The 22945-nt window shown below is 67.2% G+C and carries 19 protein-coding genes; 9 read left to right on the top strand and 10 right to left on the bottom strand.

Annotated features, from left to right (window positions below; translation table 11 throughout):
* Positions 1-282 precede the first annotated feature (282 nt).
* From B0I00_RS14060 to B0I00_RS14045, 4 genes are all read left to right on the top strand, one after another.
* Positions 283-942, top strand: a complete 660-nt coding sequence (locus B0I00_RS14060; protein WP_100868030.1) for an energy transducer TonB — start codon at positions 283-285, stop codon at positions 940-942.
* 85 nt (positions 943-1027) lie between these two features.
* Positions 1028-1795: a MotA/TolQ/ExbB proton channel family protein gene (locus B0I00_RS14055; RefSeq protein ID WP_100868029.1), complete on the top strand. Its 768-nt coding sequence runs from the start codon at positions 1028-1030 to the stop codon at positions 1793-1795.
* A gap of 123 nt (positions 1796-1918) precedes the next feature.
* Positions 1919-2455: an ExbD/TolR family protein gene (locus B0I00_RS14050; RefSeq protein WP_198519258.1), complete on the top strand. Its 537-nt coding sequence runs from the start codon at positions 1919-1921 to the stop codon at positions 2453-2455.
* A 40-nt stretch (positions 2456-2495) separates the two neighbouring features.
* On the top strand, positions 2496-2951 hold the full coding sequence (locus B0I00_RS14045; RefSeq protein WP_100868028.1) for an ExbD/TolR family protein: 456 nt from the start codon (positions 2496-2498) through the stop codon (positions 2949-2951).
* Between the two features lie 100 nt (positions 2952-3051).
* On the opposite strand, the gene B0I00_RS14040 is transcribed toward B0I00_RS14045, so the two are convergent.
* A complete protein-coding gene (locus tag B0I00_RS14040; RefSeq protein ID WP_100868027.1) occupies positions 3052-5535 on the bottom strand; it encodes a ligase-associated DNA damage response DEXH box helicase in 2484 nt (827 codons plus the stop codon).
* Between the two features lie 138 nt (positions 5536-5673).
* Here B0I00_RS14040 and B0I00_RS14035 point away from each other — a divergent pair, with 138 nt between their 5' ends.
* Positions 5674-5904, top strand: coding sequence for a hypothetical protein (locus B0I00_RS14035; protein ID WP_100868026.1), 231 nt, complete (start codon positions 5674-5676; stop codon positions 5902-5904).
* Between the two features lie 43 nt (positions 5905-5947).
* Positions 5948-7222 carry an MgtC/SapB family protein gene (locus tag B0I00_RS14030; protein ID WP_100868025.1) on the top strand — a complete coding sequence of 425 codons (1275 nt, stop codon included), beginning with the start codon at positions 5948-5950 and terminating at the stop codon, positions 7220-7222.
* Here the strand turns inward: B0I00_RS14030 and pgmG are convergent.
* Genes pgmG through B0I00_RS14015 form a run of 3 tightly spaced genes read right to left on the bottom strand, consistent with a single transcriptional unit; the run spans position 7219 to position 9725 of the window.
* A complete protein-coding gene (gene pgmG / locus B0I00_RS14025; RefSeq protein ID WP_100868024.1) occupies positions 7219-8610 on the bottom strand; it encodes a phosphoglucomutase/phosphomannomutase PgmG in 1392 nt (463 codons plus the stop codon). The genes B0I00_RS14030 and pgmG overlap by 4 nt on opposite strands.
* Positions 8607-8891: a J domain-containing protein gene (locus B0I00_RS14020; RefSeq protein WP_100868023.1), complete on the bottom strand. Its 285-nt coding sequence runs from the start codon at positions 8889-8891 to the stop codon at positions 8607-8609. The genes pgmG and B0I00_RS14020 overlap by 4 nt, the downstream gene beginning before the upstream one ends.
* A 9-nt stretch (positions 8892-8900) precedes the next feature.
* Complete coding sequence (locus B0I00_RS14015) at positions 8901-9725, bottom strand: division plane positioning ATPase MipZ (protein WP_100868022.1); 825 nt, start codon at positions 9723-9725, stop codon at positions 8901-8903.
* 106 nt (positions 9726-9831) lie between these two features.
* Here B0I00_RS14015 and panC point away from each other — a divergent pair, with 106 nt between their 5' ends.
* From panC to B0I00_RS14000, 3 genes are all read left to right on the top strand, one after another.
* On the top strand, positions 9832-10680 hold the full coding sequence (gene panC / locus B0I00_RS14010; RefSeq protein ID WP_100868021.1) for a pantoate--beta-alanine ligase: 849 nt from the start codon (positions 9832-9834) through the stop codon (positions 10678-10680).
* A 132-nt stretch (positions 10681-10812) separates the two neighbouring features.
* Positions 10813-11592 (top strand): CsgG/HfaB family protein, encoded by a 780-nt coding sequence (locus B0I00_RS14005; RefSeq protein ID WP_100868020.1) that lies wholly within the window; start codon positions 10813-10815, stop codon positions 11590-11592.
* Positions 11593-11656: 64 nt separating this feature from the next.
* A complete protein-coding gene (locus B0I00_RS14000; RefSeq protein ID WP_100868019.1) occupies positions 11657-12094 on the top strand; it encodes an ester cyclase in 438 nt (145 codons plus the stop codon).
* Here the strand turns inward: B0I00_RS14000 and glgX are convergent.
* Genes glgX through B0I00_RS13970 form a run of 6 tightly spaced genes read right to left on the bottom strand, consistent with a single transcriptional unit; the run spans position 12091 to position 22839 of the window.
* The gene (glgX, locus tag B0I00_RS13995; RefSeq protein ID WP_100868018.1) at positions 12091-13875 is read right to left on the bottom strand and encodes a glycogen debranching protein GlgX; all 1785 of its coding nucleotides are present in this window, start codon (positions 13873-13875) and stop codon (positions 12091-12093) included. The genes B0I00_RS14000 and glgX overlap by 4 nt on opposite strands.
* Complete coding sequence (locus B0I00_RS13990) at positions 13875-15509, bottom strand: alpha-D-glucose phosphate-specific phosphoglucomutase (RefSeq protein WP_100868017.1); 1635 nt, start codon at positions 15507-15509, stop codon at positions 13875-13877. The genes glgX and B0I00_RS13990 overlap by 1 nt, the downstream gene beginning before the upstream one ends.
* Positions 15506-16966: a glycogen synthase GlgA gene (gene glgA, locus B0I00_RS13985; RefSeq protein WP_100868016.1), complete on the bottom strand. Its 1461-nt coding sequence runs from the start codon at positions 16964-16966 to the stop codon at positions 15506-15508. The genes B0I00_RS13990 and glgA overlap by 4 nt, the downstream gene beginning before the upstream one ends.
* The gene (gene glgC / locus B0I00_RS13980) at positions 16963-18225 is read right to left on the bottom strand and encodes a glucose-1-phosphate adenylyltransferase (protein WP_100868015.1); all 1263 of its coding nucleotides are present in this window, start codon (positions 18223-18225) and stop codon (positions 16963-16965) included. Before glgC ends, glgA begins: the two co-directional genes overlap by 4 nt.
* 31 nt (positions 18226-18256) lie before the next feature.
* Positions 18257-20422 carry a 1,4-alpha-glucan branching protein GlgB gene (gene glgB / locus B0I00_RS13975; protein ID WP_100868014.1) on the bottom strand — a complete coding sequence of 722 codons (2166 nt, stop codon included), beginning with the start codon at positions 20420-20422 and terminating at the stop codon, positions 18257-18259.
* Positions 20419-22839 carry a glycogen/starch/alpha-glucan phosphorylase gene (locus tag B0I00_RS13970; RefSeq protein WP_232730258.1) on the bottom strand — a complete coding sequence of 807 codons (2421 nt, stop codon included), beginning with the start codon at positions 22837-22839 and terminating at the stop codon, positions 20419-20421. Before B0I00_RS13970 ends, glgB begins: the two co-directional genes overlap by 4 nt.
* Positions 22840-22945 lie beyond the last annotated feature (106 nt).

Here is a 22945-nt window from a genome sequence, read left to right as displayed (position 1 = left end):
AACTCACGCGTTTGCGCCCGTTTTCACACGACAAGAGGTGAATTGCGCGTTAATGGATAAAGCGTTGCGCACATGCGGCCGCGACGTTACAGAATGCAAAAAATCGGGCCAAACAAAAGAAAAGGCCTGCGATCTGGGTCAGACGGCTGTCGGGAAGAGGGCTGCGTACCGGGTTGCTCATCAGGGTGGACGTTGATTTTTGGGCGTTTCGGGTCGTTAGCGCGGCCGGGAACGTCGTATCCGGGTTTGTCCCGGTGGGACTGTTAGGAGTGATCCGTCTGAATGGCCTACGCTGACCGAGAACAAAGCGGCAATCGCACTGTCGCCTTCGTCGTCGTTGCCTTGATCCACCTGGTTGTCGGCTATGCGCTGGTAACCGGGCTCGCCTATGAGGGCGTGAAGCAGATCATGAAAAAGGTGACGACTGTCGACATCAAGAAGGAGGAGCCGAAGAAGGAGCCTCCGCCACCGCCCAAGAAGGCCGCTGCGCCGCCGCCGATCGTGGCGCCGCCGGTGAAGATCAACGTGAACGTATCGCCGCCGCCGATCACCACGGTGACGACGCCGCCGCCGGTGGCGCCGGTCGTGCCGATCATCGCGCCGCCCGCACCGGTCGTGGCTCCGCCGCCGCCGCCTCGCATGCAGCCCAAGAGCGCTTCGCCAAAGGGCAATCCGGGATCGTGGGCCAATGCCAACGACTATCCCTCGGGCCCGCTGCGCCGCGAGGAAGAAGGCGTGACCCGCTTCCGCGTCACTGTCGGCGCCGATGGCCGCGTGACCTCGTGCGACGTCACCGGGTCGAGCGGATCGAGCGAACTCGATTCGACCACCTGCTCGCTGATCACCCGTCGCGGCCGTTTCAACGCGGCTACCGACGGCGATGGCAACCCGGTCGCGGGCGCCTGGTCCAGCTCGGTGCGCTGGCAGATCCCGAAGGACTGATTTTCACTGCGGCCGCCCGCACGGCGGACCGGCCACTGCCCCTTGGTTTTGATTTTTCATCTATTTCTCTTGAGAGGACTATCGCATGGTTTTTGAACTTCTCGCCGCTGCAGGCAACGCGGCACCGCAGAACAAGTTCGGTTTCGCCGAAGCGCTGGAGCAGGGCGGTTTCATCGCCTACGCGACCGTCATCATCCTCGGCATCATGTCGTTCGGTTCGTTCTTCATCCTGTTCACCAAGTGGTTCGAACAGCAGAAGATCCTGCGCCAGCATCGTGAACTGCGCAGCGGCTTCTGGCGCGCCAACTCGCTGAAGGAAGGCGCCGCGAAGCTCGAAAAGAACAGCGCCTGGCGCCAGGTCGTCGACGATGGCGTCGCCGCCGAGGAAGCCCACGGCAAGATGGCCGACGCCCTCGAAGCCCATGACTGGCTGCACGGTTCGCTGGCCCGTTCGGAAGCGAGCATCAACGCTCGCCTCGCCAGCGGCCTTCCGTTCCTCGCCACCGTCGGTGCGACCTCACCGTTCATCGGTCTGTTCGGTACCGTCGTCGGCATCTACCGCGCGCTGATCGCCATCGGCATCGCCGGTTCGGCCTCGATCGACAAGGTCGCCGGTCCGGTCGGTGAAGCTCTGATCATGACCGCGCTGGGTCTGCTCGTGGCCGTTCCGGCCGTGCTTGCCTACAACTACCTGCAGGCTCGCAACAAGCGCATCGCGGAACTGCTCTCGGGCTTCTCGACCGACGTGCTGGCCTACATCAACTCGCGCGGTGCGGTTCGTCCGGCGGTGGTCACCACCCCGGCGTCGGCCCAGAAGGCTGCCGCCGCTCCGGTCGCCACGCCCAAGCCGTAAGCTGCCAGGCTGGCAGGGTGGCGCCGGTCCCGAACGGGTCCGCGCCGCCCGCCAACCCAACCGGGGATGCGGTCGCTCAGCGCGTCTGGTCTCTCCGGATAACGCAAGAATAGGATAACACTTATGGCGATGTCAGTAGGCGGCGCCGGCGGCGATGAAAAGCCGATGTCGGAAATCAACACCACGCCCCTCGTGGACGTGATGCTGGTGCTCCTGATCATCTTCCTCATCGCGGTTCCGGTCGCGATCCAGACGATCCAGAAGCTCAAGATTCCGATCATCGAATCGCAGGAATCCAAGGACAAGGTCGAAAACCTCCTGCTCACGGTCAGCACGACCGACGATGCGGGCCGTTCGGCCGGTGACCCGGGTTACGAAGGTGCGTCGCTGGGCGGTGAATGCCGCATCTATTTCAACAACATCACGCCCGTGGATTCGAACGAACTGCGCGACATGGCGTTCAAGCGGCTTGACAGCATCGTCAAGCGCGCGGGCGGCCCCGAAGCGCTCGTTGCCAACCCGGAACTGGTGCCCCAGGTCCACGTCCGCGGCGACGTGAACGCCCCCTGGCGGTGCATTGCCGGCGCGATCTACAACGTGCAGATCTCGGGCTATCCGACCGTCGGGTTCATCTCGAACCCGGTCGATCCGAACGGCTGACGCCGGACGGAACGCGGTCCCCATTTAGGAGTAACCCCCAATGGCAATGTCAGGCGGCAAGGATGATGGCTCGCCGATGATGGAAATGAACACGACGCCGCTCATCGACGTCATGCTCGTGCTCCTCATCATGTTCATCATCACCATCCCGGTGGCAACGCACGCGGTCAACATCGACCTGCCCAACCCGTCGGCCCCGCCGCCGGAAACGGTCATCAAGCGTGACAAGAACAAGGTTGTCGTGATGCCGGACAGCTCGATCCAGTGGAACGGCACCCCGATGGACGAAGGCCAGCTGCTCAGCGCGCTGCAAGCGACCCTCGCCATCAAGCCGGAACCGGAACTGCAGTTCCAGCCGGATCCCCAGGCCCCTTACGACACCACGGCCCGCGTGCTGAAGGTGATCAAGGGTTCGGGCGTGACGGCCTTCGGCTTCGTCGGCAACGAACAGTATTCCGAGTTTACCAAGGCTCCGGGCGCCGGCGCGGCCAACTGAGGCCAAACCGTACTCCGGGCTCCGGTCCACTCGAAATACCCAAGAAGGGGCGGAGCGATCCGCCCCTTTTTTTTGCATCCCCGATTCCTCCACCGAGCGGTCAGCGGTGTTGCGCCTCGTCGGCGGCTTCATCGTCATCCCCGCTTGGCGGTTCGACTCGCATCGCCGCGCCGGCCAGCCCTTCAGCCTCGATCAGCAGCTCGTCGTCGGCCGATCCCTGCGGCATCGCTTCGCGCCCGATCATCACCAGGACCGGGACGGCGAGCGGACTGACCCTCTCAAGGACGACGTGGTTGAGGTTGGTCTGCGCGCGGTCCAGCACGCCGGCAAGCCGGTCGACATCGGTCATTCGCGCCCGAGCATCGGCCCAGGCCGCGCGCAGCAGGACGTGGTCGGGTTCGTACTTGCGCAGCACATCGTAAATGAGGTCGGTCGAGAAAGTGACCTGCTTGCCGGTCTTGCGCTTGCCCGGTTGCTGGCGTTCGACCAGCCCGGCGATCACCGCCACTTCCTTGAAGGCGCGCCGCAGCAGATAGCTGCCCTCCACCCAGGCGACGAACTCGTCCGCCAGGATTTCGGGCGACAGCAGCCGGGCCGGGTCGGTAATCGGCCGCAGCCCCCAGACCGCGAGCGCATAGTCGTTGGCAACGAAGCCAAGGGGCCCCAGGCCCTGCTCCTCCATCCGCCGCGTCACCAGCATGCCGAGCGACTGGTTGGCAGGCCAGCCTTCAAACGAATAGATGACCGCATAATGGCGCTTCTCGTAGGGGAAGCTTTCGACCAGAAGCGATCCCGGCGCGGGAAGCTCGGACCGGTAGTCCTGCACTTCCAGCCATTCGCGCACGTCGTCCGGAAAGCGCGCCCAGCCGCCGCGATCGGCCAGGAGCGCCTGCACACGCTGCGACAGATGCGTGGTGAGCGGCATGCGCTGGCCGCCATAGCTGGGGATCTGCCCCGGCTTCTTCGCCGCGCGGACCAGCATTTCGGTCTCGCGCAGCGCCTCGACCTCGAGATCGAGCCCGGCAAAGCGGATCGTGTCACCGGGCGCGAGGCTCGAGGCGAAGTTCTCCTCGACCCGGCCGAGCGAGCGACCGTTGCGAAAGCGCACTTCGATCATTTCGGCATCCATGATGATCCCGGCGTTGAGGCGGAATCGCGCCGCGTGTTCGGGATGGGTCAGCCGCCACAGCCCGTCGCGGTCCTGGGTGATGCGCTGGAACCGGTCGTAGGCCTTGAGCGCGTAGCCTCCCGTGGCGACGAAATGCAGCACCCGTTGCCAGGTGTCCGCGTCCACCGCAGCGTAGGGCAACGCCGAGCGCACCTCGGCCAGCAAGGCCGCCCCGTCGAATGGACCGGCGCAGGCACGGGCCATCACATGCTGGGCCAGCACGTCCAGCCCGCCAGGGCGGAACTCCTCGCCGTCGCGCTGGCCTTCGTCGACCGCCTGTTGGGCAGCGATCGCCTCGAGGTATTCGAAGCGGTTGCCGGGTACCAGCAGCGCGCGGCTGGGCAGGTCGAGCCGGTGGTTGGCGCGTCCGATCCGCTGCAGCAGCCGCGACGAACCCTTGGGCGCGCCCATCTGCACCACCAGGTCGACATCGCCCCAGTCGACACCGAGGTCGAGGCTGGCCGTAGCGACCAGCGCGCGCAGTTCGCCGCGCGCCATGGCGCCCTCGACCTTGCGCCGCGCCTCTTTCGACAGCGAGCCGTGGTGGATCCCGATCGGCAGGTTGTCGTCGTTCACCTCCCACAGTTGCTGGAAGATCAGTTCGGCCAGAAAGCGCGTGTTGCAGAACACGAGCGTTGTGCGGTTGGCGCGGATCGCCTCGTAGAGCTGCGGAACGGCCCAGGTCGCGGCATGGCCGCCCCACGGCACGCGTGCGTCTTCGGGCAGCAGCACTTCGAGTTCGGGTCGGGCGCCGGCCTCGCCCTCGACCAGGGCGACGCTGTCGATATCGCCCCAAGGGGCCAGCCAGGCGCGAAAGTCGTCGGGATCGGCCACCGTCGCCGACAGTGCGACGCGTTGCAGGCCGGGCGCAATTGCCTGGAGCCGCGACAGCGCCAGCGCGAGGAGATCGCCGCGCTTGCCGGTGGCGAAGGCGTGGACCTCGTCGATGACGATGCGCCTCAGCGTCGCGAACAGCGTATCGGCCTCGGGATAGGACAACAGCAGCGCCAGGGACTCGGGCGTCGTCAGCAGGATATGCGGCGGTCGGGCGCGCTGGCGCGCCTTGCGGTCGGATGGCGTATCCCCGCTGCGCGTCTCTATCCGGATCGGCAGGCCAAGGTTCTCGACCGGGGTCAGAAGGTTGCGCTGCACATCATGCGCCAGCGCCTTCAGCGGCGATACGTAAAGCGTGTGCAGACCTTCCGGCGGGAGCACGGTGTCCGGGGCATCGGAGCTGAAGTCGACCAGGGTCGGCAGGAAGCCCGCCAGCGTCTTGCCCGCCCCGGTATCGGCGACCAGCAGCGCGTGGCGCCCCGAGGCGGCGACGGCCAGCATCTCCTGCTGGTGGCGGCGGATGCGCCAGCCGCGCTGCGCAAACCATTGATCGATGGCAATAGTTGCAACTGGCCCGGTCATCGGCACGATCCCGAGCGCCGAGGGGTGGCCACAATGGCGCGGTTCATGGTAAACAGGCCATAAGCACGGATAACGCATAACGCGCCGTTCGGGTTGCAGCCAGCGCCGGGATAGGCCCGGTCACGGAGGGCTGTTGCCATGCGCCTCGTCATGTTCGAAACCCAGGGTGAAAGCCATACGGCCGCGGTCAACCCGGACCAGGTCGCTTTCCTGGCCCAGGGCCTCTACGGCACGTCGATCCACTTCGGCTCGGGCGAATACGTCATCTGCACTCTCGAGATCGAAGACGTTGCGGCCCGCCTGTCGGCAAGCGGGTCGAGCGACGATTATCTGATCGCGACGTCCGCAGCCCCAGCCGAACCAAGTTGATCGCCCCTTTGCGGCAAGGCTTTCCGGTGCCATCACGGGCGGGATGAACCCCGCCGCTCTGTCCTGGTCGCAATTCGAAGCCGTCCTGCTGGCGCTGGCGCTGGGCCTGTTGATCGGCCTGCAGCGCGGCTGGGCGCAACGCGGCGATCCAGCGGGTAGCCGCTTTGCCGGCTTTCGCACCTATGGCCTGATCGGCCTTTCCGGCGGCATGGCGGGCCTCTTGCAGGCGATCGCGCCGGCGCTGTCGTTCATTCTGCTCGGCGCGACCGCTACGCTGGTCGTGGCCGGTTACTGGCGCGCCACCGCTGGCCGCGACCGGATCAGCGGAACGGCCAGTCTTGCCGGGCTGATCACGCTGGCGGCGGGCTATCTTGCCGGGACCGGGTCCTACGCCATGGCCAGCGCGATCACCGGTCTGACCGTCCTGCTTCTTGCCATGCGGCGCCAGTTGCACCACGTGCTGCGCCATATCGACGAAGCCGAGATTGCGGCGATCGGGCGCTTCGCCCTGCTCGCGATGGTCATCCTGCCGCTGCTGCCCGACACCCCGATGGGGCCCCTGGACGCGTGGCGGCCGCGCCAGTTGTGGCTGGTCGTGGTACTGGTCTCGGGATTTTCCTTTGCCGGCTACGTCGGGGCGCGCTGGCTGGGCTCGACGCGGGGGCTGCTGGCGACGGCGGCGGCGGGATCGATGGTGTCGTCCACGGCGGTCACGGTATCGCTGGCGGGCAAGTTGCGCGACGCTGCGGGCGACAGGGTCATCGTCAACGCCGGGATAGCGCTGGCCTCGGCGGTCATGTTCCTGCGCGTCATGGTGCTGGCCGCGGCGCTGGCGCCCCGCGCGCTGCCGACCTTTGCGACGCTGGCCCTGCCGGGCATGGCGATCAGCCTCGCCGGGTTCGTGCTGATCATGCGCGGCAGGGGATCGGTGCGGGCCAAGGAAGCAGACGCGGCCCCGCTGCCCAGGAATCCGTTCGACCTCAAGCCGGCACTTGTGCTGATGGCGCTGACCATGGCGCTGACCGTGGCCGCGCGCTGGGTCCTTGACCGTTTCGGGCAGGCCGGGTTGGCGACGGTGCTGGCGCTGTCTGGCGTGGTCGATGTCGATTCGGCGATCATCACGCTCGGCAACCTGCCCCAAGACACCCTCTCCGCGCGAGTCGCCGGACTGGTGCTGGTGCCGCCCGTGCTGCTCAACACTCTGTTCAAGGCCGGAACCGCCGTGGGCGTCGCCGGATGGCGCGCGGTGTGGCCCGGGGCGCTGACGCTGGTCGCCGCCGTGCTGGCCGCGGCGGCACCGCTCCCCTTCCTGATCTAGCGGCGCGCGATGCCCGCTTCGGCGAGCCGGGCGTCGGCCTCGGCCAGCAGCCGCTCCAGCCCATCGCGGGTATCGCTTTCGGCGCGCAGCACCAACACGTCTTGCGTGTTCGATGCGCGCAGCAGCCACCAGCCGTCGGGAGTCGAGACGCGCACGCCGTCGATAGTCACGACATCGGCCTCGTCCCGCGCCAGCCGCCGGGCGACCTCTTCAACGACCGCGAACTTGCTCGCCTCGTCCACAGGCACGCGCAGTTCAGGCGTGTTGAACGGTTCGGGCATGGCATCGCGCAGCGCGGTGAGCGAAAGGCCAAGCCGCTGCGAGGCCGCGATCAACCGCAGCGCGGCGTAGAGCGCGTCGTCGAATCCGTACCAGTCGTCGGCGAACATCAGGTGGCCGGTCATTTCCCCGCCGAGCGGCGCGCCGATCCGCTTCATTTCGGATTTGATCAGGCTGTGTCCGGTCTTTCCCATAACCGCGCGTCCACCAAACCTTGCGATGGCGTCGAACAGACTTTGCGAGGCCTTCACATCGGCGATGATCGGCGATCCGGGGGCCCTTTGGAGAAGGTCTTGCGCAAGAATCATCAGCAACTGGTCGCCCAGCAGGACCCTGCCCTTCGCGTCGACCACGACGATGCGGTCGCCATCGCCGTCCAGAGCCACTCCGAAGTCGAGCGACTTCGTCACGACCAGCGCCTTCAGATCGGCAAGGTTGGCCTCGACCGTCGGGTCGGGATGGTGATGCGGAAAGGTGCCGTCGACATGGGTGAACAGCGTGTGATGCTGACCGGGAAGCCGGGCAACGAGACGCTCGAGCGCGGGGCCGGCGGCGCCGCTGCCCGCGTCCCAGCCGATCCGCAGCGCGCCCAGCTTCGCCTGGTCGAGCCCGTCGAGCGCCCGGAGCAGCCGCTCGACATAGGCTTGCTCGATGGCAAGTTCGCGCACCCGGCCCGCGCCGCTCGACCAGTCGCCCGCCTTCGCCCGGTCGCCCAGGCGCCGCAGTTCGGCCCCGCAGAACGGGGCTCCGTCATGGACTATCTTGAAGCCGTTGTGATCGGCGGGATTGTGGCTGCCAGTTACCTGAATGCCGCCCTGCACCTCATCTAGCGTCGCTTCGGTGTAATAGAGCATCGGGGTCGGCCCCAGCCCGATGCGCACCACGTTTACTCCGCCCGCAGTCAATCCGTCGACCAGCGCGGCCTCCAGCATGGGCGAGCTCAGCCGCCCGTCGCGTCCCACGGCCACGGCGCTCCCGCCCGCCCCGCGCACGACCGTGGCAAATCCGCGTCCCAGCGCATGCGCATCGTTTGCCCCCAGTTGCGAGCCGACCTGCCCCCGGATGTCGTATTCGCGAAGGATCGTCGGATCGAAGCGGTGCGCCTTCATTTCGCTCGGTCGACACCAGCGAGCAACACGTCGCGCGCGCGGGTCGCGGCATGGACCTGTTCGCTGGTGCCGCCGCGATCGGGATGGACGCGGGCCAACAGGCGGCGGTGCGCCTCGACGATCTCGTCGTGCCCGGCATTGCGGCCGACGCCGAGCAGAGCTCGGGCCTGCGCCTCGTCCTGGGCGCGCTCGGATTGGCGCCACAGGTCCCACGGCCAGCGCCCTGTCAGCATCCTGATCGCCAGGGTGCCGATCAGCAGGATGGTGAGAAGCTTGCCCATCGGGCGCGGTCAGCCCTGTGCCGCAAGGGCCGGAACGGGTTGCTCCCTCGTCGGCATCGGCAGGCCGAGCGAGTGGATCAGCGCGCGCAATTCCTGCCGCGCGACGAGGTGGCTCGTCCCCAGTTCGCCCAGATGACCCTTGTCGAGCAAGGTCAGGCCCGACGGAAACAGCTCGCGGTAGATGACGCGTTCGGACAGGCCGCTGGCGATACGGAAACCGACCCGCTTCGACAGTTCGGTCAGCGCCTGGTCGAGCCGGCGCATGTTGCGCGCCTCGACATGCTGGGTGCGGTTGCGCACCACCACCCAGTCCATCTCGCGGCGCTTTTCCTGGATCGTAGCGAGGGCCCGCTTCTTGCGCGCTTCCCAGATCAGTTCGGCATAAAACGACAGGCGGCGGACCTTGAAGGTTTCGGCATCGACCTGGCCGATCAGGTCGAAATCGACGAAGCTGTCGTTAAGCGGGGTGACCAGCGTGTCGGCTCCGGTCGCCGCGTGACGGGCAAAGGGATCGTCCCGGCCGGGAGTGTCGTAGATCAGGAAATCCATCCCCTCACCCACGCTCTGCGCCAGCTCGTCGAGGTCCTCGGTGGTGTCGCCGCCGAACACCTCGAAGCGCGCCGAGGGCAGGTCGATCGCGCGCCGCGCGGCGGTTTCGGCGCGGTTTTCAAGGTAGCGGTGCAGCGTACGCTGGCGCGGATCGAGGTCGATCGCGGCGACCTTGGCGCCCTGGTAGGCCAACGCGATGGCCACGTGGACTGCCGTGGTCGACTTGCCGGTGCCGCCCTTTTCGTTGGCGAAGACGATGCGATGGGGGGCGGATAATGCGGACAAGGGCGTCTCTTAACTGATCGATTAAACGGCTTGCTCCGACCCGCGATGCGGCATAGGAGCGGCGAGCCAGAAGGCTTGCGGGCTTTCTACAGGAGGGGATTCGGCCGTGCAAACGGTGACGACGCTTGATCCACTACGCCGTGCACTCGCCGTTATGCGGCAGGACGGTCCGGTCGCGCTGGTGCCGACCATGGGCGCGCTGCACGAAGGCCACCTTGCACTGGTGCGCGAGGCCCGTGCGAAGGCTCGTCACGTGGTTGTCTCGATCTTCGTCAACCCGCGCCAGTTCGGCCCGAACGAGGACCTGGCCCGCTATCCCCGCCAGCTCGAACAGGACAGCGAACTGCTGCGCGCCGAAGGGGTCAGCCTGCTGTGGGCGCCGGGCGCCGAGGCGATGTATCCGGACGGCTACGCCAGCTCGGTTTCGGTCAGCGGCATCAGCGAGGGGCTGTGCGGCGCGGCGCGGCCGGGCCACTTCGACGGCGTGGCGACAGTCGTGCTCAAGCTGTTCAACCAGGTCCAGCCCGATCTGGCGCTGTTCGGCGAAAAGGACTGGCAACAGCTTGCGGTGATCCGCCGCATGGCGCTCGACCTCGATCTGACGTCGCCCGCGGCAGCAGCGATCCATGCCGTGCCGACCGTGCGCGAGCGTGACGGTCTCGCCCTGTCGTCGCGCAACGCCTACCTTTCGGTCGAACAGCGCGCCGAGGCCGCTTGCCTGCCGCGGGCGATGGACGCCGCGATCGCGAAGCTGCGCGCAGGAGAAGCGCACATGGCTGTCGAGGACGCGCTCAAGGCCGATCTCCTGGCGGGCGGGTTCGCGTCGGTCGACTACGCCGAGTTTCGCCATGCCGAGGATCTCGCGATCCCGCTGGAATCCCGCGACAAGCCGCTGCGCCTCTTTGTCGCGGCGCGGATCGGTGCTACGCGTCTGATCGACAACAAGCCGGTGTGAAGCCGATCAGGACGTTGGCCAAAGTCGCCACTGTTCGCGGGCGTAGCAAGGGCTCGGGTCAACCGGAAATGGGTCGCGCAGGTCAGCGGTAGTCCTCGCCGGACGCCGCGGGTTCGAACAGGGGAAACTCGAATGCGCAAGCTTGTCTCCGGCGCCGCCGCGCTGGCACTTATTTCCACCGTCGCCGCTCCGGCGCTTGCTGCCGAAAAGGGCTCGTCCGGTCGTCAGGCCCAGGCCAAAGGCACGCGCGAGATTCCGCGCTGCACCCGCAACCTCGGCACGGTTGCCATCGTCGAACCCGACAACCAGTGGTGGCGCGAACTGAACCTCGGCAGCCCCGAGGCGATCCTCAAGATCTTTGTCCAGCAATCGGGCTGCTTCAGCCTGGTCAATCGCGGGCGTTCGATGCAGAGCCGCGCGATGGAGCGCGCCATGGCCGACAACGGCGAGCTGCAGGCCGGATCGAACCTGGGCAAGGGCCAGGTCAAGGCGGCCGACTACTTCATCGAACCGGACATCGTTTCGACCAACAGGAATTCGGGCGGCAACGCGATCGGCGGGATCCTCGGCGGGATCGGCGGCGGCCTGTTCGGACGCGGCGCCGGCGCAGTCCTCGGCGGCATCAGCGTCAAGAAGGGCGAGGCCAACGTGACGCTGTCGACGGTCAACGCCCGCACGACCGAGGAAGTCGCCCTGACCGAGGGCTATTACCGCAAGTCGGATCTTGGCTGGGGCGCCGGCGGCGGCCTGTTCGGCGGCGGCGCCTTCGGCGCGGCCGGAGCCGGCGGCTACCAGAACACCGAGATCGGCCAGATCATCGTGCTTGCCTACCTCGACGCCTATACCAAGATGGTGACGCAGTTGGGCGGCTTGCCGGTCAACGCGGCCGAAGCGGCTCCGCAGGCCAAGTAGTCCCAGCGAAAGGCCGGTCACTGGCAGGCTTGCCAGCGGCATGCCCGCCCCGGTATCATGCGCTATGGACGACCTTCGGCAACGCCGCATCGACACCGTGCGGCGCCATATGGCGCTGGAGGTGACGCGCGACTGGGACGGGGTCATCGCGACCTTCGAACATCCGCGATATGAACTGCTTGGCCCTGGCGCGGTGTTCGATGGCGAAGCGGAAGTGCGCAAGTATTTCACCCTGTCGCGCATCCCGTTCCCCGACCAGGGCAACACGATCATTGCCATCGCTGCCGACGAGAATACCGACACGGTGCTGGTAGAATTCTGGCTGACCGGCACGCACCTTGGTCCGCTGACGCTGATGGGCCGGACCATCGAACCGACCGGCCGCACCTTCCGCATCCGCATGGCGGCCAGCTTCGAGTTCGCCAAGGGCGGTGACAGGATCGTGTGCGAGCGGCCCTATTACGACCAGGCGGCGGTGCTCAAGGCGCTCGAACTGCTCTAGAGAAATCCGGCGTGCCTGATGCCGCGCCGCACCCGGCGGGCAGGCGCGGCCGAACCGGCCGGCGGATGCCAGTCGAACCCGTCGCCCGACGGATCTTCCCAGTCCGCCACACGCATCGGTGCGCCATCAGGGCGCAGCCACGCGCCGCCTTCGGGAAAGGTCGACATGCCGGCCAGATGCGCGCTGCGCCGCGCCGACAGGGCAGCAACGAAATCCTCCAGTTCGATGTCGCGCGCTTGCCAGTCGATCCAGCCGATCGGGTTGTCCTGGCAATAGGCGTTGTTGTTGCCCTGCTGGCTGCGACCGAACTCGTCGCCGGCGGTCAGCATGATCGTGCCGGTCGAGGCGAACAGCGTGGCGAGCAGCGCGCGCAGGTCGGCGCGGCGCGCGGCGAAGACGGCGGGATCCTCGCTCGGCCCCTCGACCCCGTTGTTCCAGCTGAAGTTTTCGCCGTGGCCGTCGCGGCCCTGTTCGCCATTGGCAAGGTTGTGGCGGTTCTCGAAGGTGACGAGGTCGGCCAGGGTGAACCCGTCGTGCGCGGCAAGGAAATTGACGCTACGGCAGTCGCTGCCGAACAGGTCCGACGACCCCGCCAGCCGCGTCGCAAGGTCGCCCAGCCCACCGTCGCCGCGCCAGAAGCGGCGCACGTCGTCGCGGAAGCGGTCATTCCATTCGAGCCAGGTGTCGGGAAAGCGGCCAAGCTGGTATCCGCCCGGGCCGATGTCCCACGGTTCGGCGATCAGCACGCGGTCCGCCAGCCAGGGATCGGAATCGATCTCGGCAAAGAACGGTGCGGCGGGATCGAACCCCGGCCCGCGCGCGAGCACCGGGGCAAGGTCGAAGCGGAAGCCGTCGACCCCGCAGTGCCGCACGAAATGGCGCAGCGTACCGCGCGCCAGGTCGCGCACCCGGTCAGCCGCGAAATCCAGAGTGTTGCCGCAGCCCGTATCGTTGATCAGCCGCCCCTCGCCGTCGCGGGCATAGGCATCGGCGTCGAGACCGCGCAGCGACAGGACTCCGCCCAAAGCGTCGCTTTCGCCGCTGTGGTTGAGCACCAGGTCGAGCAGAACGCCGATCCCCGCGGCGTGAAGTGCAGCCACCGTATCCCGCAGTTCGCCAACGCCGCCGGGGCACAGCCCGGGATCGAGCGCCATCATAGCCACCGGGTTGTAACCCCAGGCGTTGGTCAGGCCGAGCGGCGGCAGGTGGCGTTCGTCGATCCAAGCGACGATCGGCATCAGTTCGAGCGCGCCGACCGAAAGCTTCCTGAAGTGCGCGATCACCGCCGGATGGGCCAGCGCGGCCACTGTACCGCGCAGCGCCGGCGGCACATCGGGGTGGAGCAGGGTAAAGGCGCGGACGTTGACTTCGTAGATCAGCCCACCGCGCGCAAACTGCGGCGGGTGCAGCGGCACATCGGCCAGCGCGCCCGGCACGATGGCTCGGGGCACGAAGGCGGCGGTATCGGCACCGTGCTGCGCCAGATCGGGCGCCTGGACGAAGCGGCGATCGAGTTCGACGGCGTAAGGGTCGACAAGCAGCTTCGACGCATCGAACCACAGGTTCGCCCCCGGTCGCCACGGACCGTCGGCGCGGTAGCCATAGCGCGCGCCGCTGCGATTGCCGGGCAGGGTCAGCGTCCAGGCATCGCCGTTCCGGACCATGGCGTGGCGGCATTCGACCTCGCCGTCGAACAGGCAGAGCCACAGTGCCGAGGCCCGCGGCGCGCGGACGGTGAACGTGGTATTGTCCGCGCCGGCGACGGCGCCCGGCTGCTGCATCAGGTGATCACGTCGGGCGCGGTTCGGCCGGTATGGCGCGCGATCCCGGCAATCGCTTCGGCCGCGGCGACGAGATCGGCCAGCATGTCCGGGGTTTCCGCCGCGAGGTTGCCCGAAGGCGGCTCGTAGCGTTCGAGATAGACGCGCAGGGTCGCCCCTTCGGTGCCGGTGCCCGACAGGCGAAAGACCACGCGCGAACCGCCCTCGAACTGCACGCGCAGGCCCTGGTTGGTGCTGGTCGACCCGTCGACCGGATCGTCGTACGAAAAGCTGTCGGCCGCAGCGACGCTCAGCGGGCCGAAAGCTCGGCCGGGGAGAGCCGGCAAGGCGGCCGCCAGTTCGGCCATCAGCGCGTCGGCGCGGGCGCTTTCGATCGCTTCGTAATCGTGGCGCGCGTAATAGTTGCGCCCGTACCGCGCCCAGTGCCCGCGCGCGATCTCGGCCACCGAAGCCCCGCGCGCGGCGATCACGTTAAGCCACAGCAGCACGGCCCAGAGCCCGTCCTTCTCGCGCACGTGATCGCTGCCGGTGCCGGCGCTTTCCTCGCCGCAAAGCGTGGCCTTGCCGGCATCGAGCAGGTTTCCGAAGAACTTCCACCCGGTCGGCGTTTCGAAGCAGGCGATGCCAAGGCCTTGCGCCACGCGGTCGACCGCGGCGCTGGTCGGCATCGAGCGGGCGACGCCGGCAAGGCCATTCGCATAGCCAGGCGCGAGGTGCGCGTTGGCGGCCAGCATGGCGAGCGAATCCGACGGAGTGACGAAGATCCCCTTGCCGATGATCAGGTTGCGGTCGCCGTCGCCATCGGACGCGGCACCGAAGGCCGGGGCCATTTCGGGGTCCATCATCAGATCATGGAGCACGCGCGCATGGACCAGGTTGGGATCTGGATGGTGCCCGCCAAAATCCTCCAGCGGCACGCCGTTGCGCACGGTGCCGGCGGCAAAGCCCAGCCGCCGTTCGAGCACTTCGTGGGCATAGGGGCCGGTCACCGCGTGCATCGCGTCGAAGGCCATGGTGAGGCCGTCCGCCACCGCCCGGCGGATCAGCGCGAAGTCGAACAGGCTTTCCATCAGGTCAGCCCAGTCGGCCACGGGATCGATCACCGAGACGGTCATCGCGCCGACCACGCTGTCTCCCGGCGCATCGAGATCGAGGTCTGCCGCATCGACCGCAAGCCAGCGGTCGATCGCTTTCGTCCGCGCGAATACCGCTTCGGTCACGTTTTCGGGCGCGGGGCCGCCATTGGCGCCGTTGTATTTGATCCCGAAGTCTTCGTCCGGACCGCCGGGGTTGTGGCTGGCCGAAAGGATCAGCCCGCCGTTGGCGCCGTACTTGCGGATGACCGCGCTGGCCGCCGGCGTGGACAGGATCCCGCCCTGCCCGACCAGCACCCGGCCATAGCCGTTGGCAGCGGCCATGCGGATCGCCTGCTGGATGACCGTGCGGTTGTGGAAGCGCCCGTCGCCGCCCACCACCAGGGTCGAACCGGCCGGCGCCGCGACCACATCGAACACCGCCTGGATGAAGTTTTCGGCGTAGTTGGGCTGCTGGAAGTGGCGCACCTTCTTGCGTAGGCCCGACGTGCCGGGCTTCTGGTCCAGATAGGGCGTAGTCGGATGGGTCAGGATGGTCATGCCTTGGTTCCGGTAAGGCGGCGGTAGAGCGCGGCATAGGCCTTGCCGCTGGCTGTCCACGAGAAGTCGGCCGCCATGCCGTTCGCCTGGATGCGCTTCCACTGCGCGCGATCGGCGTAGAGCGCGAAGGTGCGCGAGATCGCCTCGGCCAGGGCATGATAGTTGACCCCGACGAACTGCACGCCGGTCGCCACGCCCTTCGCCAGGGCAGCAACGTTGGCGTCGATTACCGTGTCGGCCAAGCCGCCAGTGCGCGCCACGATCGGTACGCAGCCGTAGGCGAGGCCGTATAGCTGCGTCAGGCCACAGGGTTCGAAGCGGCTGGGCACCAGGATCGCATCGCCGCCGCCCTGCATGCGGTGGGCAAGCGCCTCGTCATAACCGATGCGGATGCCGATGCGGCCAGGGTGCCGCTCGGCAGCGCTGTGCAATTCGTGCTCGATCGCCGCGTCGCCTGCGCCCAGCAGCGCAAGCCGTCCGCCCAGCCCGACGAGGTGGTCGATCACCTCGGGCAGCACGTCCATCCCCTTCTGCCAGGTCAGGCGACTGATGACGACAAACAGCGGTCCCTCGTCGCGGGACAGGCCGAATTCGGCTTCGAGCGCGCGCTTGTTGGCCTTGCGCCCAGACAGCGTCCTGGCGGTGCAGAGGCTTGCCAGATGAGGGTCGGTCGCGGGGTTCCATTCGGCGGTGTCGATCCCGTTGAGTATGCCGCTAACGGCCGAACCGCGACTGGCGATCAGACCTTCCAGCCCCATGCCGAATTCGGGCAGGCGGATCTCGGCGGCGTAGCTGGGGCTGACCGTGGTGATCGCATCGGCCGATTGCAGCCCGGCCTTGAGGAAGCCCACCCCGCCATAGCTTTCGACCCCGTCCATCGCCCAGGCCGCCTTGGGCAGGCCCAGGCTGCGAAAGATGCGCGCGTCGAAATAGCCCTGGAACGCCATGTTGTGGATCGTCATGACCGAGGGAAGCGGGGCCGGCCCGGCCGGCGCGAAGCGGTTGTAGGCCAGCGCCATGCCGCCCTGCCAGTCGTGCGCATGGATCAGGTCGAAGGCGCCGGCCTTGCCCTGCCCGGCGCCTGCCGCGACATCGGCGGCAGCCCGCCCGAAAGCGGCAAAGCGGCGCCAGTTGTCTTCCCAGTCGCGCCCCGCCGCGTCGGTATAGAGGGCCCCGTCGCGCTGGAACAGGTGCGCTGCGTCGAGCACCAGCAGCGCATGACCGCCGATCCTGCCCGCCACCAGCCGCGCCTCCTCGCCCAGCAGGTCGGGCCAGTGGTGCAGCGTCCTGGCGCGCTTCAGCCCCTTCAGCACCCCGGGATAACCGGGCAGGATCGTCGTCAGCTCGGCACCGTGCGGGGCGAGCGCCGCCGGCAGCGCGCCGACGACGTCGGCCAGCCCCCCGGTCTTGACCAGAGGCACGGCTTCCGAGGCTACGGAAAGGACGCGCAGGGTCATCCCAGTCGATCGATCATCGACTTGGTGATCAGGCAGACCCCGCCCTCGCTGCGGCGGAAGCGGCGCGCATCGACTTCGGGATCTTCTCCGACCACCAGGCCTTCGGGGATGCGCACGCCCGAATCGACGATGACGCGCGACAGGCGCGCGCCCCGCCCGATGTTGCAATAGGGCAGGATCACCCCTTCGCTCACGCTCGAGAAACTGCCCATCTTGACCCCGGTGAACAGCAGGCTGCGGTGCGCGGTCGCGCCCGAGACGATGCAGTCCTGGCTGATCAGGCTGGCGATGGCCTGGCCGCGGCGGCCTTCCTCGTCGTGGACGAACTTGGCGGGGCTCGAGACAACCTGGTCGGTCCAGATGCGCCAGTCGCGATCGTACATGTTGAGCTTGGGCACCACGTCGGTCAGATCGAGGTTGGCTTCGAAATAGGCGTCGAGGGTGCCGACGTCGCGCCAGTACTCCTCGATCTCCTCGGCCGCGCGGATGCAGCTGTCGGTGAACTTGTGCGCCACCGCCTTCCCGTGCTTGACGATGTAGGGGATGATGTCGCCGCCGAAGTCGCGCTTGCTGTCGGGATCGTCGGCGTCGCGGCGCAACTGTTCGAACAGGAACTCGGTGTCGAACACGTAGATTCCCATGCTGGCCAATGCCATGTCTGGATTGCCGGGCATGGCGGGCGGATCCTTGGGCTTTTCGACGAAAGCGGTGATCACGCCCTGATCGTCGACCGCCATGATCCCGAAGCCGCTGGCGTCCTTGCGCGGCACCACCAGGCAGCCCACGGTCACGTCGGCGCCTGAATTGACGTGCTGCTGGAGCATCAGTTCGTAGTCCATCTTGTAGATGTGATCGCCCGCCAGGATGACCATGTATTTGGGCGCGTGGCTTTCGATGATGTCGATGTTCTGGAACACCGCATCCGCCGTGCCTTCGTACCAGTGCAGTTCGTCGATGCGCTGGCTGGCGGGGAGAATGTCGAAGCTTTCGTTGCGTTCGGGGCGCAGGAAGTTCCAGGCGCGCTGCATGTGGCGGATCAGCGAGTGCGCCTTGTACTGGGTGGCAACGCCGATGCGGCGGATGCCCGAATTGATAGCGTTCGACAGCGCAAAGTCGATGATCCGGCTCATCCCGCCGAAATAGACCGCCGGCTTGGCGCGCCGGTCGGTCAGTTCCATCAGCCGGCTGCCGCGCCCGCCCGCCAGGACATAGGCCATGGCATCGCGCGCCAGTGGGGCATTCAACCTCTGCTTGGTCATGGCATCCTTCCCATTCTTCCTGCGCGAATCCTTATTCGTCGTAGACCAGTATCAGCGTGGCGAGCGGCGGCAGGATGACGGTGGCCGCGCCGTTATCCGCCAGGACCAGCCCGCCGTTGCCCTGCCCGCTGCCGCCATAGGTCGCGGCATCGGAGTTGATAACCTCGCGCCAGCGTCCGTCGCGCGGCAGGGGCACGCGGTAGGAGCCGTGCACCAGCGGCGTCAGGTTGCTGATCACCGCAACCGGCGGCGCGCCCGGCGCCTTGCGCAGCCAGGCGAAGACCGAGGCGGCGGCATCGTCGACCACCAGCCATTCGAAGCCGTCGCCTTCGCAGTCGCGGGCGTGAAGCGCGGGATGGGCGCGGTAGGCACGATTGAGATCGCGCAGCAGCGCGCGCACCCCGGCGTGGGCGGGCGCCTCGCACAGCTCCCAGTCGAGCGCGCGCTCCTCGCTCCATTCGCGGCGCTGGGCGAACTCCTGCCCCATGAACAGCAGCTTCTTGCCCGGATAGCCCCACATCAAGGCGTAGTAGGCGCGCAGATTGGCGAACTTCTGCCAGTCGTCGCCGCTCATCTTGTTCAGCAGGCTGCCCTTGCCGTGGACCACCTCGTCATGGCTCAGCGGCAGGACGAAGTTTTCCGAGAAGGCATAGGTCAGGCCAAAGGTGATCTCGTTGTGGTGGAACCGGCGGTGCACCGGATCGCGCTGCATGTATTGCAGCGTGTCGTGCATGAAGCCCATGTTCCACTTGAAGCCGAACCCGAGCGCGGTGCGCGGGCCTTCGTCGTAGGCGGGAAGCGACACCCCCGGCCAGGCAGTGCTTTCCTCGGCGATGGTCAGGATTCCGGGGTGCAGCGCGTAGAGCGCCTTGTTGGCGGCGCGCAGGAATTCGACCGCCTCCCAGTTCTCGCGCCCACCGTCGGCGTTGGGAATCCATTCGCCGGAGGCGCGCGAATAGTCGCGGTACAGCATCGAGGCGACGGCATCGACGCGGAATCCGTCGACGTGATAGCGTTCGGCCCAGAACAGCGCGTTGTTGACCAGGAAGCTCTTCACCTCGCGCCGGCCGAAATTGTAGATCGCGGTGTTCCAGTCGGGATGAAATCCCAGCCGCGGATCCTCGTGCTCGTAAAGCGCGGTGCCGTCGAACCGGGCGAGGCCGTGTTCGTCGACCGGGAAATGGGCAGGCACCCAGTCGATCAGCACCCCGATCCCGGCCCGGTGCGCGCCGTCGACGAAGCGGGCGAAGCCGGCGGCATCCCCGAACCGCGCGCTGGGCGCATATAGACCCGTCGTCTGATAGCCCCACGACGGATCGTAGGGGTGTTCGCTTACCGGCAGGAACTCGATGTGGGTGAAGCCCATCTCGACCACATAGGGGATCAGCCGCGCGGCCATTTCGTCCCAGGTCAGGAACCAGCCGTTCTCGTTCCTTTGCCACGATCCGGGATGGACCTCGTAGATCGCGATCGCCTCGCGTCGCGGATCGACCCTTGCCCAGTGATCGCGGTGCGCCTGGTCGCCCCAGTCGGGCTTGCCGCTGCGCGTGGTGACCGAGGCGGTCCTGGGCCGCAATTCCGAGGCGAAGGCGAAGGGATCGGCCTTGAGCGGCTGGACCGTGCCGTCCGGGCCGACGATCCGGTACTTGTAGGCCCGCCCTTCAGCGATTTCGGGAACGAAGATTTCCCATACCCCGATGTCGCTGCGCCGGCGCATCGGCATTCGCGCGCCGTCCCAATCGTTGAAATCGCCGACCAGGCTGACGTTGCGGGCATTCGGCGCCCATACCGCGAAATGGACGCCGTCGGCGCCCTCGTGATGGATGCAGTGCGCGCCGAGCTTGTCGAACAAGCGCTGGTGGGTGCCTTCGGCGATCAGGAAATCGTCGGTCGGGCCGAGCACGGGACCGAAGCTGTAGGGGTCGGTCACCCACCACTCGCTTCCTCTGGCGCGGCAGCGGTACTTGACCGGGCGGGGCCGCCCCCTGACCCTGCCTTCGAACAGCCCGCGATCGTCGACGCGGGCCAGCTTGCCCAACGCCGCGCCCTTCAGCGAATAGGCCGCCACCTCCTCCGCGCCGGGCAGAACGGCCCGGGCAAAGGTTCCTTCCGGCCCCGCGTGAAGGCCCAGCAGCGCGAAGGGATCGGCGTGCCGCCCTTCGAGCAGGGCCCCTATCGCGGCGGCCGGCGGCTTCACATGACGCCCCAGATGTCGCGGGCGTATTCGCCGATCGTCCGGTCGGACGAGAACCACCCGACATGGGCCACGTTGCGCAGCGCCGAGGCGCGCCAGCCGGCCTGATCGAGCCAGCGCCGGTCGATCGCGCGCTGCGCCTCGCTGTAGCTTTCGAAATCGGCGGCGACCATGAACCAGTCGTGGTCGTAGAGCCCGCCCATCAGGTCGGCGTAGCGGCCCGGATCGTCGGGCGAAAACACGCCCGAGGCGATCGAGTTGACCGCTTGGCTCAACTCGCGGTTGCCTTCGATTACCTCGCGCGGGGTGTAGCCGCCGCTGCGCTTTTCGGCGACCTCGTCGGCGGTCAGCCCGAAGATCTGGATGTTGGCATTGCCGACCCGGTCCTTGATCTCGATGTTCGCGCCGTCGAGTGTGCCGATGGTCAGCGCGCCGTTCAGCGCGAACTTCATGTTGCCCGTGCCGCTGGCCTCCATGCCGGCCGTGCTGATCTGCTCCGACAGGTCGGCAGCGGGGATGATCCGTTCGGCCAGGCTGACATTGTAGTTGGGCACGAACACCACCTTGAGCAGCCCGCCGACCGACGGATCGGCATTGACCCGGCGGGCGATGTCGCCGGCCAACTTGATGACCAGCTTGGCGTTGTGGTAGCTCGCCGCCGCCTTGCCGCCGAAGATCTTGACCCGCGGCACCCAGTCGCGTTCGGGATGGCTGCGGATCTGGTCGTAGAGCGCCACAGTCTCGACCAGATTGAGCAGCTGACGCTTGTATTCGTGGATGCGCTTGATCTGGACGTCGAACAGCGCATCGGGATCCAGCCGCACGCCGGTGAGGTCGGTGATATGCGCGGCCAGTGCGACCTTGTTCTGCCGCTTAACCAGGTGCGCGCGCTCCTGTAGCGCCGCATCGTCGGCCAACGCGTCGAGCTTTTCGAGCTGAGTCGTATCGTCGAGGAAGCCGGGACCGATCGCCTCGCACAAGAGGCTGGTCAGACCGGGATTGCACTGCTGCAGCCAGCGCCGCGGCGTCACCCCGTTGGTCTTGTTGTTGATCCGGTCTGGGTAAAGCCGGTGCAGGTCGGCAAAGACGGTCGACTTCATCAGGTCGGTGTGCAGCGCCGCCACCCCGTTGACGCTGTGCGCCCCGGTGAAAGCGAGGTTCGCCATCCGCACCCGGCGTTCGCCCCCTTCGGCGATCAGGCTGATCGCCGCGACGGCAGATTCTTCGAGGCCCGCCTTGTGCGCTTCCTTCAGCACGCGGCTGTTGATCGCATAGATGATCTGCATGTGGCGCGGCAGCAGCCGTTCGAACAGCGGCAGCGGCCAGGTTTCCAGCGCCTCGGGCAGCAGGGTATGGTTGGTATAGGCAATCGTCCCGCGCGTGATCGCCAGCGCCTCGTCGAACTCGATCCCGTGATCGTCGATCAAGAGCCGCATAAGTTCGGCTACGGCCACCGCCGGGTGGGTGTCGTTGAGCTGGATCGCGGCTTCTTCGGGCAGGGTGCGCACGTCCTCCTGGTACTGGACGTGACGGCGCACGATGTCCTGGATCGAGGCGGAGGTGAAGAAGTACTCCTGCCGCAGGCGCAGCTCCTGCCCGGCCTCGTTGCTGTCGGCAGGATAGAGCACGCGCACCAGCGAATCGGCGCGCACCTGGGCGGAGAGGGCACCCATGTGGTCGCCCGCGTTGAACGCATCGAGGCGGATCGGGTCGAGCGCGCTCGCCGTCCACAGCCGCAGCGTGTTGACCCGCTTGCCGCGCCAGCCGACGACCGGGGTATCGACTGCCGTTGCCTCGACCTGTTCGGCCGGGTGCCAGACCGCGCGATCGCCTTCGGCCACGACCTCGCCGCCGAAGCCGATGAAATAGTTGCTTTCGCGGCGCTCGAACTCCCACGGGTTGCCGTGGGCCAGCCAGGTTTCGGGCAGTTCGATCTGCCAGCCGTCCTTGATCCGCTGGCGGAACATCCCGTTCACATAGCGGATCCCATAGCCGTAGGCCGGGATATCAAGCGTGGCGAGGCTTTCCATGAAGCAGGCTGCCAGCCGCCCGAGCCCGCCGTTACCCAGCGCCGCATCGGGTTCCAGTTCCTCGATCTCGGTCAGGTCGAGCCCGTGCGACTTGAGCGCGGCCTCCATCTCTGCGGTAAGGCCCAGGTTCGACAGCGCGTCGCGCAAGAGGCGCCCGATCAGGAATTCGAGGCTCAGGTAATAGACCCGCTTGCCACCACTTGCGTAGGTTCGCGTGGTCGAATCCATCCAGGCGTCGACGACCTTGTCGCGCAGCGCCTTGACCGCGGCGTTGAACCAGTCGTGCGGCTTGGCCGCGGCTTCATTCTTGCCGACGCGGTATCGCAGCGATTCAAGGATCGCCTGGTCGAGTTCGGTCGGGGTCGGGGTCGGGGCGTCGGAAAGGGCCACTGCTGCATCTCCACCCATGGGGCAGGCCGCCGGCGCGTGGGCCGGGACCGCGTTGCACAAGGCCTGTTCCTGCATCCCCTGGCGTACAGCCTAGGCGCAGGATCGG

It is taken from the genome of Novosphingobium kunmingense, from assembly GCF_002813245.1.
Lineage (GTDB): Bacteria > Pseudomonadota > Alphaproteobacteria > Sphingomonadales > Sphingomonadaceae > Novosphingobium > Novosphingobium kunmingense.
Note: the sequence above shows the minus strand (reverse complement) of the source record. Positions and strands in the feature narration are given on the sequence as shown.